At 66.1% G+C, this 19309-nt stretch carries 10 protein-coding genes; 6 read left to right on the top strand and 4 right to left on the bottom strand.

From position 1 onward, the window contains the following. The first annotated feature begins 124 nt into the window (after positions 1–124). The gene (locus ACSHT8_RS15515) at positions 125–652 is read left to right on the top strand and encodes a GNAT family N-acetyltransferase (protein WP_436501739.1); all 528 of its coding nucleotides are present in this window, start codon (positions 125–127) and stop codon (positions 650–652) included. Positions 653–757: 105 nt separating this feature from the next. Here the strand turns inward: ACSHT8_RS15515 and ACSHT8_RS15510 are convergent, their stop codons facing one another. Continuing rightward, positions 758–1663 (bottom strand): TIGR04222 domain-containing membrane protein, encoded by a 906-nt coding sequence (locus ACSHT8_RS15510; protein WP_436501713.1) that lies wholly within the window; start codon positions 1661–1663, stop codon positions 758–760. Positions 1664–2249: 586 nt separating this feature from the next. Here ACSHT8_RS15510 and ACSHT8_RS15505 point away from each other — a divergent pair. From ACSHT8_RS15505 to ACSHT8_RS15485, 5 genes are all read left to right on the top strand, one after another. After that, positions 2250–3323, top strand: coding sequence for an IS110 family transposase (locus tag ACSHT8_RS15505; protein ID WP_436501738.1), 1074 nt, complete (start codon positions 2250–2252; stop codon positions 3321–3323). A gap of 630 nt (positions 3324–3953) precedes the next feature. Then, on the top strand, positions 3954–10157 hold the full coding sequence (locus ACSHT8_RS15500) for an RHS repeat-associated core domain-containing protein (RefSeq protein ID WP_436501737.1): 6204 nt from the start codon (positions 3954–3956) through the stop codon (positions 10155–10157). Between the two features lie 334 nt (positions 10158–10491). After that, positions 10492–11568 carry an ISAs1 family transposase gene (locus ACSHT8_RS15495; RefSeq protein WP_436501736.1) on the top strand — a complete coding sequence of 359 codons (1077 nt, stop codon included), beginning with the start codon at positions 10492–10494 and terminating at the stop codon, positions 11566–11568. A 186-nt stretch (positions 11569–11754) separates the two neighbouring features. Further along, positions 11755–13020 carry a reverse transcriptase/maturase family protein gene (locus ACSHT8_RS15490; protein WP_436501735.1) on the top strand — a complete coding sequence of 422 codons (1266 nt, stop codon included), beginning with the start codon at positions 11755–11757 and terminating at the stop codon, positions 13018–13020. A gap of 37 nt (positions 13021–13057) precedes the next feature. Further along, a protein-coding gene (locus ACSHT8_RS15485) for an IS3 family transposase (RefSeq protein ID WP_436501716.1) occupies positions 13058–14217 on the top strand; the annotation gives its coding sequence in 2 pieces (ribosomal slippage) (positions 13058–13324 and positions 13327–14217; 1158 coding nt in all). A gap of 40 nt (positions 14218–14257) precedes the next feature. Here the strand turns inward: ACSHT8_RS15485 and ACSHT8_RS15480 are convergent. The 3 genes from ACSHT8_RS15480 to ACSHT8_RS15470 all read right to left on the bottom strand — a co-directional run bounded on the left by ACSHT8_RS15480 (position 14258) and on the right by ACSHT8_RS15470 (position 18339). After that, the gene (locus ACSHT8_RS15480) at positions 14258–14641 is read right to left on the bottom strand and encodes a helix-turn-helix domain-containing protein (RefSeq protein WP_436501734.1); all 384 of its coding nucleotides are present in this window, start codon (positions 14639–14641) and stop codon (positions 14258–14260) included. A 259-nt stretch (positions 14642–14900) separates the two neighbouring features. After that, positions 14901–16847, bottom strand: coding sequence for a hypothetical protein (locus tag ACSHT8_RS15475; RefSeq protein ID WP_436501733.1), 1947 nt, complete (start codon positions 16845–16847; stop codon positions 14901–14903). A gap of 442 nt (positions 16848–17289) precedes the next feature. Further along, the gene (locus tag ACSHT8_RS15470; RefSeq protein WP_436501732.1) at positions 17290–18339 is read right to left on the bottom strand and encodes a lytic transglycosylase domain-containing protein; all 1050 of its coding nucleotides are present in this window, start codon (positions 18337–18339) and stop codon (positions 17290–17292) included. Between the last annotated feature and the right edge of the window lie 970 nt (positions 18340–19309).

The following is a 19309-nucleotide window of genomic DNA, read 5'->3' as shown; positions in this document are numbered from 1 at the left end:
TGCGGGCAGGTGATCGAACCCATCAGTCGAATCGATCCCGCGGCGTCTCGCCGCGCGACCACCCTGCCGACGACAGGTCGGGATGGCTGTTGAGGTCGTCGAGTCGTTTCTGCACACTGGATCCATGCTGATAGGGACGAAGGTGCGGTTGCGGCCGCTGGAGCTCGACGACGCCGACACACTGTGGCGGTGGAACTCCGACCCCGAGATCATGCGGTGGTTCGACACCGACTTCCCCGAGTCGCTGTTCCAGTTCCGTGAACGCTTCGCCACCCGCGCACCCAACTCCTACGAGCGGATCGCCCTGGCCGTGGAAACCATCGCCGACCACAGATTCGTCGGCATCGTGCAACTGCGCGACACCCGCCACCACCTCGGCCGCGCCGAACTCGACATCTACCTCGGCGAGACCGACGTGTGGGGCCACGGCATCGGCACCGAGACCATGCGACTGATATGCCGATACGGATTCACCACGATGCGCCTGCACGCCATCGAACTGACCGTCGTCGCCGACAACGAACGCGCCCGCACCCTCTACCGCAAAATCGGCTTCACCGAAGACGGCCGCATCCGCCACGCCGCCCGCCACAACGGCCACTGGCACGACACCATCATCATGACCCTGCTCGAAAACGAACTACAAACATAAGCCGATCACAGCGACGGCAGACAACTACACCACATGCGAGAACGCGCCGACCGCCTCGCTCCCGTCACCCGGAGCCGCGACCCGCGGACGGACAACCGTTTCGATCTATCCCCCACAACCCGTCCCTCCTCCACCACACGAAGACACGCCGCTGGAACATCCCGCCGCGCAACCGGCCGAGGCCGCGCAACCGTCCGAGTCGGACTGCGACTCAGCCGACGACGACGTCGACGGCGTCGATTGGGCGAAAGCGTCGGCGATGTCGGCGTCCGGGAACGCCACCAGTCCACCAAGCGCGACAGCGACAGCAGCCCACAGGGCAGGCGACCCATCGGTTTCCACCGAGATCGCGCCGGCACGTGCCTGTTGCACGGCCGCGCGGCCACGACCAGTGGCGCGAGGCGCCGTCATCGCGAACACACAGATCGCGACCACCAACCAGACGACCAACGACAACACCAGACTCATGACCAACAACGCCACCGGGCGCCCGAGGCCGAGCGCGGCCACAAGACGCACGACACCGGCCGCGACGACCAACGCGAACAACCACGGACCGCGGCGCGCACGCGCGACCCTGCGGGGATCGGTGTACAGACCCACCGCCACCAGCCCACCCACCAACGAACCCCCGACCGACGTAGCGGCAAACCCGGCGGCAGACGGCGCCGTCAAACGATGCGAGGACCCGATCCTGCCCAACGCGTACGCCTCATACGGGTCCGCCGGAACCGCCCCACCCGTCGGACGCCCGACTCCCGACCGGTCCACCCTCACAGCACCGCGGGCGATCAGCCCGGCGACCGCGGTATCCACCACACGCTGGAAACCACCCCTCAACAAAGCAATCTCATAAGGATCGAGCCGACGCCCAAGCGACGAAGACACACCACGCCGAACACGACGCGCATAGAAAACCCCCCACACATTCACATCGACCACGACAACGATCACCACCCAATAGACCACAAGAAACCGCCCACCCGACAAACCCCACAGATCCTCAGACATTCGCGGCGATCCTCACATCCGATTGCAGCCACCAAGCCACAGCCAGCCCTGGCCAGAACCCGGTCACGATGCCGCGCGAAACGCACCCCACACATCGGGAAACCCCCCAAACCACACCCGAAGAAGACCGGCCACCGACGCCACCCGCGGCCGGCCCCGGGCACTACACCCCCATGCCACCGGCCGGGCCGCTGACCCTCCACCCGGGAGAGAACAGGCGCCCAGTCGCCTGTTCGCGAGGCTCGCAACGACCCCGCCCCGCTGAACGACCCATGACAGACACCGCGCGATCAACGCATTCGCCATCACGTTCAGCGATCGCTGGCCGGTCGCTGAAACCTACTGAACCGAACCGCCAGAAACACCAACTTGTTGAATCCGGGGTAGGAGATCAGGGTCTGCAGCCAGGATCTTCGAGGCCGCGGTCGGGGTCGCTCGCGAAACACCTGTCGCCTTCGGGCTGACCGTCGATCGGCATGCGTCCTGACCGCGGCCGCCCCGGCTGGAGTGGCTCGAGAGAGGTCTGTGTCACCTGAAGTTGGTCTGCTCTCCCGCCGGACCCTTTGATCGTCCGCTTGGAGGGAGCATGCCCACGATGTCGTCGAAGTCCGTGGATCCGCGAGACCGGGTTGTGATCGCTGTCGATCCGCACAAAGCCTCCTGGACGGCGGTGGCCGTGGGTGGCGGGCTGTCGGCGTTGGGTGCGGTGCGGGTGCCGGTCAACCGTGACGGGTATCGCCGGCTACGGCGGTTCGCGGCCGCCTGGTCCCAGGCCAGTTGGGCGATCGAGGGCGCCGCCGGGCTGGGGGCGCCGCTGACCGAACGGCTGGGCGCGGACGGCATCGCGGTGGTGAACGTTCCCGCGAAGCTCGCGCGGCGTGTCCGGTTGTTGTCCACCGGACACGGGCGCAAGAGCGACGAAGCCGACGCCCTGTCGGTCGGCATCGCGGCCTGGTCGGCCCCGGAGCTGCGCACCGTCGCCGTCGACGAGCAGATCGCCGCCTTGCGGGCGCTGACCGAGCACCGCGACGACATGGTCCGCACCCGCACCCAGACGGTCAACCGGTTACATGCCTTGCTGGTCAAGCTCGTCCCGTCCGGCCTGCCCCACGGTCTCACCGCCGACACCGCGGCCGCCGCGTTGCGGCGCGTTCGACCCCGCTCGGACCTCGGGCGCACACTGCGCGCGCTCGGCGTCGAGTTGGTCGCCGAGGTCCGCCGCCTGGACCACCGCGTCGCCTCCACCACCAAGGCTCTGGCCGAGGCTGTCGCGCGGTCGGGCAGCACTCTGACCACCCTGCTCGGCATCGGCGACGTCGTCGCGGCCAAGATCCTCGCCCACACCGGCGGCGTCGGCAGGTTTCGCTCCGAAGCCGCGTTCGCCTCCTTCTGCGGCGTTGCACCCATCGAGGTGTCCTCCGGCGAGGTTCAACGCCACCGCCTGTCCCGAGCCGGGGACCGGCAACTCAACTACGCGCTGCACGTCATGGCGATCACCCAGATCCAGCGAGACTCACCAGGAAAGACCTACTACCAGCGCAAACGCGCAGCCGGGAAGAGCCACAAGGAAGCGCTGCGCTGTCTCAAACGCAGACTCTCCGACACCGTCTACCGCACCATGACCCGCGACTCGGTTTCCCTCTCTGTCACCACGACTTGACACAGAGAGGTGCCGATCACGGGACAGGCCCGCCTGGCGCGGGGGGCCGGTTGCCGGGTGTGACGGTTGTTGGGCGGGGTGTAGTTGAGGGTGGATCACTCATGTTTGGGGGGTGGTGGGGGCGTGTTGTCGGTGGGTTGGTGTCTGACCGACTGCGTTGTTCCCCCTGTGAGGTGTGCGATGGCTGGCTCTGGATCGTGTGGTTTTCGGCGGCGGTTGTGGGTTGTGTTGGTGTCGGTGTTGGTGGGGTTGGGGGTGGTGAGTCCGCCTGGTGGGGTGGCGGCGTGGGCGGATGGGGGGGCGCCTGGGTTGCCGGAGGGGTGGTTGTTGGGGTCGGTGGGGGCCGGGGTGGACGGTGTGGGCTATATGGGGGGTGGTTGGTCGGTGGGGGGGTCGGGTGCGTTCGCGTACTCGGTTGGGTTCGATGTTCCGGCTGGGCGCGCGGGGATGGCGCCGTCGGTGGGGCTGGGGTATGCCAGTGCCGGCGTGAACGGTCTGGTGGGGGTGGGGTGGGCAATCGCGGGTGGGGGGTCGCGGATCGATCGCTGCGGGTCTGATCCGGCGACGGAGGGGGCGAGGTCGGGTGTGACGTTCACGCAGGCGGATCGTTTCTGTCTGGATGGTCAGAAGTTGATCGGCGCGGGAGCGCTGTTCGCCGGTGGTTCGGGTGTGTATGGGGCGAATGGGACGCAGTATCGGACGGAGACGAACTCGGCGGTGCGGGTGCGGTCGACGGTGCCGTCGGGGCAGGACGCGCAGGGCCCGTCGGGGTTCGTGGTGGAGCTGCCCGATGGGCGTCGTCGGGAGTTTTCGGCGCGGACGGTGTCGCGTCGGGTCGAGGACGTGTTCCGGGAGTCGAACGCGTGGCAGGACAACGTCGTGTCCTCCACAGAGGTTCGGGCCGCGTGGTTGATGGACTCGGAGGTGGACAAGTCCGGCAACCGGGTGTCCTATGAGTACGGTGACGCCACCGACGGGTGGCCGGTGACGAAGATCTCCTACACCAAGCACGATCAGGACCAGGAGGGGAACAACGGTCTGGCGGCGCAGCGTCGGGTGGAGTTCGGCTACGAGTCGCGCCCGGACCCTGTGCAGGCCTACGCCGGTGGGGTGCACCTCGATATGGATGTGCGGTTGAAGTCGGTGTCGATGTTCGCGCCGAATCCGGGTGCGACTGAGCTGGTGTGGCGGTATGACCTGGGGTATGAGGTGTCGCCGTCGGGTCGGTCGCGGTTGGTGTCGGTGGCGAAGTGTTCGCCGTCGGGGAAGTGTCTGCGGTCGAAGCGGTTCGGGTGGGATGGGCAGCGGTCGGCGGTGCCCGCGTTCGGGTCGGTGTCGTTGGGGGCGATGCCGTTGCAGACCGGTCTGGCGAAGAAGCCCGCGATGCGGGTCAGCGATGTGAACAACGACGGCGCCGACGATGTTCTGGTGACCGCGGGCGGCCACACCGATCTGGACAGCCCGGACGCGGTGACGTTGGGGCACCGGGACTCCGCGACGGGTGCGGTGTCGCCGTTGGCGGACTACTCCCAGTTGTCCGGGTATGGGGCGTGGCCGGCGAACGCCGACATCTCGGGGATCCGGGTCATGGACGCCGATGGCGACGGGATCGCCGATGTGATGGCCCCCTCGGGGTCGCAGGACGCGGTGTTGCGGTGGAACGCGGTGACCGGCCAGTTCGTCTCGACGGGGACGACGGTGTCGTCGCAGGGTGCCACGGTGTTCGCCGACATGGACGGTGACGGCCGGATGGACTTCCTGCCGATCGAGTCCCCGGACCAGCAGACACCCGCGGGGTATTCGGTGCGGGTGAATCAGGGTGGTTCGTTCGCGGCGCCCAAGTATTCCTCGTTCACCTCCTGTGGTCTGCGTGTGACCGACCTCGACGGCGACGGCCGCTCCGATCTCGTCGGGTACACGCCGGATGTCTCCTCCGTCGACGGGGAGGTGTGCAGCACCACCGATGTGCGGCGGATGCGGCTGGGTACCGACGGCAACACCCACGAGTCGGACATGTCCTACAAGACGGGACTGCCGCTGGGGTCGGGCCCGACGCACTACAAGGCGCTGCCGTGGCAGAACAACACCCGCTCGGTGCTGGGCGACTTCAACGGCGACGGCCTGGAGGACGACCTTCTGGTGCCGACCGACCCGGCCAAGCCCGCCGAGATGTTCTTCGGCACCGGTAACGGCATCGTGCACCAGTCGAGCGTGTCGGTGCCCCATGACGCGCACGTGGATCTGCGGGTCGCCGACGTGAACACCGACGGCGCCGACGACCTGGTGTCGTTCACCGACACCGCGACCACCGTACTGATCTCCACCCGGTTCGGGGGGTTCCACTCGCAGGTGATCGCCTCCGATGGCGGCACGAAGGACACCAACGGGCGGGCGACCTCGCAGTTGGGCGACTTCGACGGCGACGGCCAGGTCGACGTGGTGCGTGTGTCCAACGGGACGCTGCGGCTGTCGACGCTGAGCGAGCCGGTCGGCGATCGGATCGTGAACGTGTGGGATGACAACGACCAGTTCACCAAGGTCACCGTCGGGTACGGCCAGTCGTGGACCGACCACCCGGAGAGGATGGGCGACTACGCCTGCTCGTACCCGATGGTGTGCCCCAAGCGTGGCAGGACCGTGGCGCGGTCGGTGACCACGCAGGCCACCCCCGCCTCGGCGCCCTACCGAGTGGAGTACTCCTTCGAGGACCCGGTGCTCGACGTGCGCGGCCGCGGTTGGCTCGGGTTCGGCACGGTGCGCACCTGGGATCGGCAGCGGCCACAGGAGACGGTCACGACGTTCGCGCATCGCACGCAGGTCGACGGCAAGTACTACCCGTTCACCGATCTGCCGTCGACATCGATGACGGTGACACCGATCCTGACCCTGGCGCAGGTGGCGGCCCAGCCGGGCTCGGTGGGCCTGGCGCGGGTGGTGCACACCCAGCACACCGGCAACACGGTGTGGCACCCGGAGAACATGCCCGATGTGTACATGGCGGCCGGGCTCAACGAGCACACCAACGAGTGGGAGCAGCCGGTCACGATGACGTGGGGCTCGCTGGTCGGCACCACCGCGACCACGCACGTGAGCGGGATCAACGTGGGCGCCCAGCCGCTGCGGCGGATGGACGGCACCCGCCAGATCGACGACTACGGCAACGTCACCGCCAGCCTGCAGTTCACTGTGGGTGGGGCGTCGGTGTCGAGTACCGCGGTGTTCGCCCACACCCAGAACAGCGTGTGGAAGGACCGGTGGCTGATGCAGCTGCCGACTCACACCACCACCACCGCCACCGAGGCCAGCGCACCGCTGAACAACCCGTCGACGCGCACCCGCACCGCCGACTACGACTACGACGACCTCGGCCGCATGACCGCCGGCTACACCGAGAAAGCCCCGGCGGGCCAGGACCCCGATCCCGGTCTGCGGGAGACCGCGACGGTCGACTACGACGTGTTCGGCGTGGCCGTGAAGGCCACCCTCAAGGCCCCGGGGCGGCCGGATCGGGTCACCCACACCGAATACGACACCGTGTTCGCGGGCCAGCCGGACGAGGGCGTCTACCCCTCACAGGTCTGGCAGGAACACTCTGTGGCCGCCCACCGGCCCTCGACGTGGACCGCCACCCACCCCGCGCTCGGAGTGGCCCTGGCCACCCAGGACGTCAACGGGGTGCAGACCACCAGCAGCTACGACGAGTTCGGCCGCCTCACCTCGGCCCTGGCCGAGGGCAGCACCGCCCCGGTCACCACCACCTACACCAACCCGCCGTGCGGGGGCTGCGACACCAGCGGCACCATCGTCTCGATCAAGACCGGCGCGAGCGTGTTCGCCCCGGTCACCACCACCGTCACCGACGCCTCCGGCCGCACAGTGTCCACCGCGGCCACCCCGTTCACCGCCCAACCCGGCCAACCGGACCCTGCCACCACCACCACCTACGACGTGCTGGGCCGGGTCGCCTCGACGACCAGCCCGGCCCCCGGCGGCACCACCACCACCAGCTACGACTCCCTCGACCGGGTGCTGTCGGTGACCAACCCGGTCGGAAAGTCCACCACCCACGCCCACACCTTCACCACCACCATCACCACCGGGCCCACCGGTGACCAGTCCACCACCACCGTCGACACCGACCGCCGGGTCGCGAGCGTGACCGGCCGCGCCGACCTGCTCGACCCGAACACCGCGGTCACCACCACCTACGACTACGCCCCGTTCGGGCAGATCGACACCATCACCGACAGCGCCGGCCACCGCACCCGCTACACCTACGACCTACGCGGGCGCACGATCTCCACCACCGACCCCGACCACGGCACCACCACCGCCACCTACCACGGCACCGGCGCGGTCAACACCACCACACATGTGGAGTCCGGGCGTGTGACCAGCTACGGCTACGACGACTTGGGCCGCACCACCAGCCGCACCGTCACCGGCGGCACCGCCGGCGAGAACGGCACCGCGTACTGGGTGTTCGACACCGCCGCCCACGGCATCGGCAAACTCGACTACTCCGACAGCCCCGACGGCATCCGCGTGGCCCAGCGCTACGACATCCACGGCCGCGGCGTCGGCACCGACTACACCGACAAGACACTCAACCAGACCTACAGCGTCGACCAGACCTTCACCGCCACCGGCCGCCCCGACACCGTCACCTACCCCGAGCACTTCAACAACACCGGCCGCTACACCACCAGCAACACCTACCAAAACGGCGACGGCTACCTCTCCCGCGTCAGCGACGCCACCAACCCCGACCAACCGACACCCCTGGCCACCACCCAGACCCGCAACCCCAACGGCAGCCTCGCCACCACCCAACTGGGCAACGGACTGACCATCACCAACACCTACGACACCGGCACCGCCCGCCTGCACAACATCACCGTCACCAACCCCGCCACCACCCACCTGCAGAACCTCACCTACGACTACAACGACGACGGATCACTGCAACGACGCACCGACACCGTCGACAACCGCATCGACAACTACTACTACGACCACGTCGGCAGACTCACCAACTGGGAGCTCTACCAGAACAACAGCAACCAGAAATCCCGCCGCTACCACTACGACACCATCGGCAACCTCACCCAGGTCGACCACAGCGGAGTCCCCACCGAGACCCGCGCCTTCGGCGGACCCAACAACACCCGCCCCCACATCCTGACCGGCATCGGCATCGCCCTCGGCGGCGGCCAGAGCGTCACCGAACCCCTCACCTGGGACAACCACGGCCGCCAAACCAGCGGCAACGGCCGCACCAACATGACCTACACCGCCTTCGACCTACCCAAGACCGTCACCCGCGACGGCAACACCACCACCTACCGCTACACCGCCGACGGCACCAAAGCCCGCGAAACCACCACCGGCCCCACCGGCACCACCAGCACCTTCTACATCCCCGGAGTCTTCGAACGCCGCACCACCACCAACGGCGCCACCGACATCTATCACCTCACCGGCCCCGACGGCCCCATCGGCCAAGCCGTCTACAACGGCACCACCACCACCGTCGAATACACCCTGCCCGACCAACAAGGCTCCACCACCACCGTCACCGACAACACCGGCACCATCACCCAAAAACTGTTCTACGACCCCTGGGGCGCCCAAACCACCACCCAAGGCGACCCCACCCCCACCAACACCGGCGACGTCACCCGCCGCTACACCGGCCACGAAACCGACACCGCCACCGCACTGATCAACATGGGCGGCCGCGTCTACGACCCCACCCAAAAAATCGTCCTCACCCCCGACCCCCTCAACACCCCCGCCCACAACCCCTACGCCTACACCGACAACAACCCCGCCAACCGCATCGACCCCAGCGGCTACACCTGGTGCGCACCCGTCAACCACAGCTGCGACGACGCCGGCGGCACCGGCGGCGGCACCGGCAACCCCGACTTCGACGAATTCCTCGGCGCCGCCAACGCCTACCACACCGGCGGCGCCCAAGGCCTCCACAACTGGACCACCGGCCACATCGGCCGCGACGCCGACCGCTGGGAATCCAACCTCATGGAATGGCTCGCCAACCAACCCCAAAAATCCGACAACACCACCACCAACGACTACGGCCAAGTCACCAACGACGGCCTCCAAACCGCCATCGACCAAGCCTCCAAGAAAGAAGCCGCCCTACTCGCCGCAGCGACCGCCAATGCCCCCGGATTCAACGACCCCAATGCAGGTTGGAGCGGAGACTACGACCCACTCCTCGGCGCCGCCGGATGCCATCCGATGCACGGCTGCGGCAAACTCGGCGCCCAAGCCCAACAAGACATGAACAACCCCGTAGCCCAGGAAGCTGCCGGGACGACCATGTCGCGTGGACTCCCCCTGGTGGCGCTATGCATTGCGGACGTAGTTGCCTGCGGTCTCGTCGCGGCGCAGATGATTGATGACGCACTGGGATTGACACCTCCGGATAATGCGAGAATCGGGATTGTTAACGCCGTTCCCGAACTTCGTGGCGGTGGAATGGACGCCAGATTCGAAATGCTTAAGGAGTCGCGAAAAACAGCTCGACGTAACATGCAAGTGTGGGAGCCCATCGTGGAGTCCAACTTGCAACTTGCGGCCAATACTGAGACCGTGATGAATACGGCCCGAACCGCGTGGGAAAAGGCCATCCTGAGCAACTCTGGGCAGACTGCCAGTGCTACCGAAAATTACAGGCGGGCGCTTCAGGATCACATTGTTGCGCGCCAGTTGTACGAAGCGTCTTTGGCCGAGCTCGCCAAGGCCAAGCTGAGGTACGACACGTTGGGACGCGCTATCGACGGGTACAAGCATCCTACGGAGTAGCACGACTGCAGTTGTTCCGATTGCTCGTCCCGGTGACCACAGCCGGGGCGAGCAATCGTGAAGCCCCTTCACTCTCCGAAAGAGCGGGCATGCACGGCCACGGCGCGTCGGCTGAACCTCGTTAGACACACAGCCAATTGGCCACGTGCAACGCACGTGGCTGGCAATCCGGATCGGGAAATGACCACCCTCAAGTGGGCACCGCCTCGACGGTGGCCCCCCACTCCCACGGTCCCGGCAAAGTCGGGTAGGGCCTGATCAGGCCGGGTGAAGGGCAGGCACGGCGCTCGTTGATCATGTGATTGTCGAAGTCCCATGGTCATGCTGGAGAGCCGTGCCTGCTGTTGCATCATCCCTGATCCTTGTCGAGTTGGACCGGTTGGCCCTTGGCCGCGGGGTGATCGATACGCCGGATTTGGTGGCTGACCTGCGTGAATGTCTGTCGGTGGTGCCTGATCCGCGGGATCGTCGTGGGGTGCGGCACGCACTGGTTTCGATCTTGTTGATCGCGGCGTCGGCGGTGGTCACCGGCGCCCGGTCGTTCACCGCGATCGGTGAGTGGGCCGCTGATGCCCCGCAGCAGGTGTTGGCTCTGCTGGGTGCTCGTTTCGACCGGCGACGAGGGCGCTATCTGACACCGGACGAGGCGACCGTGCGCCGGGTGCTGCGCGATGTCGATGCCGATGCCGATGCCGATGCCGATGCCGATGCCGATGCCCTCGATACCGCGATCGGGTCTTGGCTGCTCAAGCGCCTGCCGGCGGCGGGTGCCATGGTGGTGGCGGTGGACGGCAACACCCTGCGCGGCACCTGCGATCCGAGCGGGCAGGGTGTGCACCTGCTGGCCGCGATGACCCATGAGGGGGTGGTACTGGCCCAACGCGATGTTGGGGCGAAGACCAACGAGATCAGCGAGTTCCAACCCTTGTTGTCCACTATGGACCTGGCCGGGGTGGTGGTCACCGCCGACGCCCTGCACACCCAACACGCCCACGCCGCTCACCTCCTCGAGCGGGCCGCGGACTACGTGCTCACGGTGAAGAACAACCAGTGCGCCACGAGGCGCCTCGGCACATCCCCACTCAAGGTGGGACAGACTCGAAGGGAGTCTGCTGGGTCCGATGACTTTACCTGGATCCGAAAGGTGAAGGGGACCAGAGCATGTCAGCAAACCGGTGGCCGGGTCCAGGTGCCTGGGACGGCGTGCCGGGGGACCCGCGCGGTATGGCGAAAGCTTGATTGCCTGAACCCCAATCTCCAGCGGCAGCAATTTACTGTGACCGGAACGGCACCTGAGACCGGTGTCCGCCGTGACTGGGCCGTACTGGTTCGGTCTGGTCACCCTTCGCGGCGGAAGCGATGTCCAGCGAGGACATTCAAGGAGATGAGTGGGGTGCCTAACCCGCGCTGATCGTGTGTCGAGGACGAACGTGGGATCACCGTCCCAGTCCGGCTGGCGGTGACGGAGTGCCCGTAGTAGTCGCCGGAGTCACGCGCGGCCGAGGAGGACAGGAGAGCTGTCCGCAGGGCGAAGGGGCACAGGTGATGCGGAGACCGGGAGACGGTGGAGGTATGCGAAATGCAATGCGCTGACACGGTGCTCGGTGTCCTGCGTGAGCGGGGCAGGTGTGGCCTGTCCCTGCAACGGTTGTATCGGCAGCTGTTCAACGAGCAGCTGTTCTTGATGGCCTACGGGCGCATCTACGCCAACGACGGCGCGATGACACCCGGGGTCGACGGGGTGACACCCGACGGGACGAGTCTGGAGGCGATCCGAGACGTCATCGGCCTGCTACGGGCCGAGCGTTACCGGTTTGCCCCGGTCCGGCGGGTCTACATTCCGAAGAAGAACGGAACCCGGCGGCCTCTCGGGCTGCCAACCTGGACCGACAAGCTGGTCGGTGAGGTGGTGCGCCTGTTGTTGGAGGCGTACTACGAGCCGCGGTTTTCAGCCAGGTCACACGGGTTCCGTTCCGGGCGGGGCTGCAACACCGCACTCGACGAGATCGCCTCGACATGGACGGGCACGACCTGGTTCATCGAAGGCGACATCGCCGACTGCTTCGGCAGCCTCGACCACGAGGTCATGCTCGCGATCCTGGCCGAACGTATCCATGATGGACGGTTCTTGCAGCTGGTGGGCGGCATGCTCCGAGCGGGGTATCTGGAGGACTGGACTTGGCACGCTACCTATTCCGGTGCGCCGCAGGGCGGGGTTGTCTCGCCGATCCTGTCCAACATCTACCTCGACCGGCTCGATACCTTCGTCGAACAGCGTCTGGTCCCGGCCTGGACTCGCGGACGGGTACGTCGCCGCAGTCGGGAGTACGGCAACATCACCGCCACGATCGGCTACTGGAAACGCAAGGGCGACCGCGACAAGGTCAAGGCGCTGCGCAAGTCCCAGCAGTCGATGCCGAGCGTGGATGTCAACGACCCCGACTACCGGCGGCTGCGCTACTGCCGCTACGCCGACGACCACCTCCTAGGTTTCGTCGGCACCAAGGCCGAAGCCGAGCAGATCAAGAACCAGCTCGCGATGTTCCTGCGCGAGGAACAGAAGCTGGAACTCTCCACCGAGAAGACCTTGATCACCCACGCCCGCACCCGCAAGGCGCGGTTCCTCGGCTACGACATCCGGACCAAACAGGCCGACACCTGGCACACCAAGGGACGCCGCTACATCAACGGCAATATCGCCCTGGGCGTTCCACCGGAAGCCGTGAACACCAGATGCCGGACCTATCAGCGCAAACAGGGCAAACCCCTGATCCGCAACGACCTGATCCGCACCAGCGACCACAACATCGTCGCCACCTACGGATCGGAGTATGGGACTGCCCCGAGTCTGGTTGACACCTGACCTGTGAGGATCCGTCCTCGCTTGGAAGGATGTCGCTGTGCCCAAGCCATACCCCAGGGAGTTCCGCGTCGACGTGGTTGCTGTCGCGCGCAAGGGTGAAGCCCCGCTGAAACAGATCGCGAAGGACTTCGGGATCTCCGAGGGCTGTCTTCACAATTGGATGAAGGCCGCCGACATCGAGGACGGTGTTCGTCCTGGCCTGGCCCGCGAGGAGTCCGAGCAACTGCGCGAGCTCAAGAAGCGTAACCGGCTGCTGGAGCAGGAGAACGAGGTGCTGCGCAAGGCCGCGGCGTATCTCGCGCAGGCCAATATCAGCCCAAAATGATGTTCCCGCTCGTTCGTGAGTTGGCCGCGGCGGGCGCCCGTGTTCGGGTGCCGGTCGCGGTGACGTGTCGGGTGCTCGGGTTCTCCCGTCAGGCCTACTACGCCTGGTTGGTGCAGCCCGTCTCGCAGCGTGATGTCGCTGACGCCTATCTGACCAACGCGGCGGTCGATGTGCACCGAGACGATCCGGAGTTCGGCTACCGGTTCATCGCCGACGAGCTCAAGGCCGCAGGGCACCGAGTCGGGGAGAACCGGGTCTGGCGGCTGTGCTCACAGCAGGGCCTGTTCTCCGCGCACTCGAAGAGGCGTGGTCTCAGCCGCAAGTCCGGGCCGCCGGTGCACGACGATCTGGTCGGCCGGGCCTTCACCGCCGGCAAGCCGAACGTCAAGTGGCTGGTCGACATCACCGAACACCGGACCGGCGAGGGCAAGCTCTATCTGTGCGCGATCAAGGACTGCTATTCCAACCGGATCGTTGGGTACTCCATCGACACCAGGATGAAGTCCTCCCTGGCCGTCGCCGCGCTGCGCAACGCTGTCGCGATGCGTTCACCGGACGGCACGATCGTGCACAGCGATCGCGGCAGCCAGTTCCGATCACGCAAATTCCTCAACGCACTCAAGGGTTCCGGCATGGTCGGATCGATGGGTAGGGTCGGCGCCTGCGGCGACAACGCAGCGATGGAGTCATTCTTTGCCTTGCTGCAGAAGAACGTGCTCGACCGCAGGCACTGGTGCACCCGTGACGAGCTCCGCCTGGCGATCGTCACCTGGATCGAGACCAAGTACCACCGACGACGCCGACAACGCGGCCTGGGCCGCCTCACGCCAGTCGAGTTTGAGACCATCTACACGACCGCCCAGGCGGCCTGAGAACCATCACCCCGAGTGTCAATCAGACCGGGGGCAGTCCCTAACTTAACGGCATTGGGTCTTGAGTTGGGCGTTGGTGCGTTCGCCGGGCCGCGGAGCCGTTCAGCGCCCGCCACCGCGAGCCGATTTCGCGCTTGAGGTACATGGCGATCTTCTCAGGGCCGAAGTGGTAGCTCTTGCGCAGATGGATGATCTTCTCGACGACCTCGGCGCGGGTGGCGTTCGGGCTGGTGCGCGGTCGCTTCGACCGGTCTCGTAGCCCGTCGGTGCCTTCGGCCTCGTAGCGTCGCAGCCAGTTGTAGTACGTCTGCCGCGTAATCCCGAAGTAGCGGCAGGTCATGGCCGCGTTGCCGGTGACTTCCTCGACATGACGCAGAACCGCCAGGCGATGGCGCGCCTGGCGGTCCAGCTGGGGTTCACTCACCCGAGTCTCCATAGTGATCAAGAGGCCCGGGTGTCAAGCGTCTCCGTCAGTTTTATACCGACAAGGGTCGCCTGCGACAACGGCAGCGCGGCACGGTAGTGCAACACCTGAAGCTCCTGGGTGAACTGGACGATCTTGGTCGAAAAGTCCTGCTACCAAGGGCTTCGCCATGTCCAGATGCCGCCACGCCGACGGCCATCAACCCGTGAACACCAAGAAGCCCTGCCCGCCAACACATCCACCTCAGGATGAAATGGGCTCACTCCACTCGATCGACCAGATAGCGAGTTATGCGCTCAATCGCGTCTCGTAGCCTGCGGAAGTATGTCGCTCGGCTCAGCGCCAACGACCGCGCGATTGTCTCGTGTGCTTCGCGTTGCGTGAAGAAGCGCCTGGAGACGATGGCATTGAGTTGTGTGGAATGCGGGGTCCCGCTCAGCGCCGCCGCCACCGCAGATCGGAGGAGTGCGCGAACGGACTCGGCTCGCGCGGCCGGGGTCGCACCGCTTGCGAGTGGCCAAGTGCTCAGTACATCGTCGCGATGGAAGGACTCGAGTGCGTCGCGCACGTCCGCAGGAGTCAGGTCGCGGGCAGGCCAGAGCACCTGCAACTCCCGATAAATGAGGTCGCGCTGCGCAGCGATCACTCCGCCCAAACCCCAGTCGATGTGATAGCACCGCACCTCACGGCCATCGACGGTCCACCGCAGTTCAGGAACAAGCCGTCCACCTACCTCCTGGCAGAATGCGTGAGTCCGTCGGCTCTGATCGAATACGACGACGAGTGCGTGCCGCAGCCCCGGTGCTTCGGTTCGCAACACCAAGGAGATATTCAACAGGCTACACACCCCGCCCTCACTCGTCCCGGATTCCCGCGTGAGGTCAATGGTGTCGCGCCAAACCAGAGCCGATCCGGTGATACCGGACCGGTGGGCATAGGCCGCGCAGTCAGCTCCGATCTGATCATCAACGAGGAGCCCTTCGGAGACTGCCGACGGCAGAACCCCGATCACATGCCCGACTGGCACGTCGTCGTTGCTGCGGGCGATGATGACGTTAGACGGAGCAAGCCTGTAGTACAGGCCACTCATCGCCCACCAATCAACGTAGCCGCGCTCATGCAACTGCGCACCTACAACGGCTTCGTCGCCGGCCCGGACAGCCGTCGCCGTGTAGCTAACAGCGTTGTCGAGCCGATACCCCCATCGAACTGTGGGGCTGAGAACGAGATGGGCCAGGTCCGGCACAGCCAGATGGTCGCCTGTAAGCGCCTTCCGATAATGGTGGTCGCAGATGAGGCGACGCAGCTTCCGATCCTGCTCCGGCCGTGCCGCCGCGACCATGTGCTGCAGCGGACCACGAACCAGCGGATGCGGAGCAAGTGCGCCGCCCGTCGACTCGATGAACGACCGGCCAGCCAACCAGTCGAACGCCGTGTTCGCATCAGCAGCCAGGATCTCTGACAGCAGAGATCGTGTCGTCGCTCGGGCGATCGCGCACACGTGAACCGCATCATCGAATGCGGGGTCGAGCTCGCCCTCGCCAACGATCGCCATGACAGTCCGTGAAACATCCGCATCGGGAGGTAGTACGCCGCGAGTCAAATAGGAGTCTGCGGCCATCACAAGTGACAGTGGCGACCCTGCAGCCCATGCGCTGACGTCTTCGACCACGTCGTCGGGGAGGCCGAGTTTCCCGAGTAACAGAGACGATTCAGCACGGGACAGACCAGACAATCGGAACTCGCTGGTGAGGTGCTCCCAACCGGATTTCCGCCACCCAAGGTCAGGAGGGCGCCGCGACGCGATCACCAAAACGGCGTCTGCGGGCATGACTCCCAGCAGGTCACGGCGCAGCGACTCCGCGCTGCTTCGACTGCCTTCAAACGAATCCAGGAAGATGACCGAGTCGCTAGCAGTCGGCATCTCGTCCTGATTGGACGACAGAATGGCCAGAACCGTTGGTACATCGTGAACCCAATGCGTTCGTAAGCCGCAGATGTTGTCGACAGCGCGCTGCATGGCGCGCAGAAGAGCGGTTTTACCGCTACCTCCAGGACCGTGGACGAAGATCACGTTTCGGTCAAGCTCTCCGCGGATGATTCCGCGGAACCTTGCGAGCTCCGCTGATCGGCCGACAAACCGCGCGTCATGTTGCGAGGCCAGCCAATCGCCGATGGTCCCCGATGCACGGGATGTTCGCTTCATCGTCCTCACCGACCCTGTAGATGACAGAGCATCACGATGACCAGAAGCTACTGCGTCAATCCGCAAGTCAGGCCTACGAATGCTGTGGCGCGATATGGTTGAGTAGCAACCACTCATCTGAACGCTCCGGCTCGGATGGCATCCTCAGTCCGAGTCCAGAAGTTACCCCAGACCCTGGGCTTCGCGAACGCCGCAAACCACCAGCGGCGTTCTCTAGCGCTCCGTTGGCTGGCATGCCCCCTGCTGCTGGCCAACGGAGCGCGGGGTGAGCGTTCCACGGTGGTTCCTCCGGGTTCGTGGGTTGTGTCTCTGGACTTCATGCCACGGCGACTCGATGCGGGTCCGCCAGCACTGGCGGTCGAGCAGTTCGGCCTGCGTCCGTGACCAGAACGACGCCCATCATCGCGCTGCCATTGCACTGTCCGGATGCCCAAGGATGGCACTAGTCCGGAATCCGTGGCGCGCTTGGTAAGCCCCGAGGTCCGTACGGACGCATCCTTGGCGCTCTCCAGTCGTTAATGGGTGCTTGGCGGTTTCTCCGCCGATGGCGATGCGCCGTCGCTTGCTCCGGCGCGTCTGGCTGCGACCAGGGGCTGGCGGGGGTGTTGGGGTCTAGCGGCTGCGTGTCGCGTGGTAGCTGCGGCGGGTGGTGTTCGGTTTTGTCCAGAGTTTGAGTCCGGGGTGGTGCTGGTGGTCGGCTGCTCGATGGCCGTCGACGAGGACGATGGCGGAGTGGTAGCTGTCGAACCGCGCAGCGTCGTGCTCGCCGATGGGGTGATCGAGACTTGGGCGGGCGGGCGGGCGGGTTCGGGCCCGGGGACGGGGCGGCCAGCTGCTGGATCTGGGAGACCGGCGTCGTCGGGACCGGGGTGACGCCCTTGGCGTAGGCGTCCGCCCACGACAGGACCGTGGCGACGTAGCTGTCGGAGTGGTTGTAGCGCCACACGGCGGCGCGGCGGTTGGCCGGGTTGGCCATGTCCATGCCGCCCGAGCACAGGTACTTGCCCGCGCCCACGGTCGCGTCGTAGATGTTGTTCGGGTTGGTCTCGCCGTCGCCGTTGCCGTCGGAGGCGTAGCCCTTCCACGTGGACGGGATGAACTGCATGGGGCCGACCGCGCGGTCCCAGCGGTTGTCGCCGTCGTACCTGCCGCCGTCGGTGTCGCTGATGGCGGCGAAGCCACCGCCGTTGAGCACCGGGCCGAGGATCGGGGTCGCCGTGGTGCCGTGCGCGTCGACGCGGCCGCCGCGGGCGTGGTTGGACTCGATGCGGCCGATCGAGGCCAGCAGGGACCACTCCAGGTGGCAGCCCGGGGTCGTCGTGTTCAGCGTCTGGGCGGCACGCATGTAGGCGTCGAGCATGGTGCCGGGGATACCGAGCGGGCCGCTGGGCACGGTGCCCGGGCCGAACGCCAGTACCCCTGGGTTTCCGGCCATGGCCAGCACACCCGAGCCGAGCTGGGCGGACTCCGGCAGGGAGCCGTCCGCGCGCATCTTCCGACGAGTCGGTCGATCCTCGAAAGCACAGAACCGACAATCCCGAAAGGATCTTGTGGACCTTGCACGGTGGGACCGCTGGCGGTTCACCTACGGCGCGATGCGGCAGCATTGATTGCGACGCACACGGAGCGTACTCACATCGCTCCCCGGATTCCTCGCACTGGTTTGGTAGGCATGTCGCGCCTGGCGCGCCGCTCCTCGGTCCATCATGGACAATTGCCCACTGCTTTAAGCGGCGAGTCCGGTATTACGTGGGGAGAGCAGCGCTCGTGCATTGCTCCGCACTGTCGCTTGGCGGACGATCGCGCACGTTTCGCCACGCGGGTCTGCAAGTATCGCGACAGACTGCGCCAGCCGACCACCGATCGGAAGAGTCCATGCGGTGATGACGTGCGCCGCGTCAGCGACAACTTGACCTGTGATCGTTCCTGAGACAGCCCGGACGAATTGATGGGCGCCGCGGGGGTGGCTGGTGACCGTCCACATCGCAGCGCAACCCAGCACAGCCCAAACGACTGCTGACGGCATCGTCCATTTCGGACCGGCAAGAGCAGATGGCGGCCACCAGACTCCACTGACAGCGCCGGACTCGTCGAGGACTCGCAGTCGGACTCGCAGCCCCACATCGTTGTCCGGTCCGCACACGTAGCACAACGGGGCGGGGTGTCCTGAGTCACTACCTACCGGCGTGCCCGAGAGTGCCTCGGCCAGGGTTGGCCGCTGAGGCGGGGGAAACTCGTAGGTCGTGAGGTCCGTCGCCGCAGTATCCGCTCGAGCGAGACGGCGAACCCCGTTGCCCCAACTTTGTGTGAGGTCACCATTTCGGGACCGGTACAGTGCCTCGCCGGCAGGAACTTTACCGGCGAACACGACCGAGGTTGACTTCCCGGAGCGCAGAAGGCCTGCGACATAGCCTGGCAGCAGATCCTTGGAGGCGCCGCACATTCGTGGGTCCGCTTCGACT

This window comes from Actinokineospora sp. HUAS TT18 (assembly GCF_051364635.1).
Taxonomy (GTDB): domain Bacteria; phylum Actinomycetota; class Actinomycetes; order Mycobacteriales; family Pseudonocardiaceae; genus Actinokineospora.
Note: the sequence above shows the minus strand (reverse complement) of the source record. Positions and strands in the feature narration are given on the sequence as shown.

Bases quoted from the DNA above. Each gene is read 5' to 3' on its own strand.
- ACSHT8_RS15515 (WP_436501739.1), top strand. From the start codon at position 125: ATGCTGATAGGGACGAAGGTGCGGTTGCGGCCGCTGGAGCTCGACGAC.
- ACSHT8_RS15510 (WP_436501713.1), bottom strand. From the start codon at position 1,663: ATGTCTGAGGATCTGTGGGGTTTGTCGGGTGGGCGGTTTCTTGTGGTC.
- ACSHT8_RS15505 (WP_436501738.1), top strand. From the start codon at position 2,250: ATGCCCACGATGTCGTCGAAGTCCGTGGATCCGCGAGACCGGGTTGTG.
- ACSHT8_RS15475 (WP_436501733.1), bottom strand. From the start codon at position 16,847: ATGAAGCGAACATCCCGTGCATCGGGGACCATCGGCGATTGGCTGGCC.
- ACSHT8_RS15470 (WP_436501732.1), bottom strand. From the start codon at position 18,339: ATGCGCGCGGACGGCTCCCTGCCGGAGTCCGCCCAGCTCGGCTCGGGT.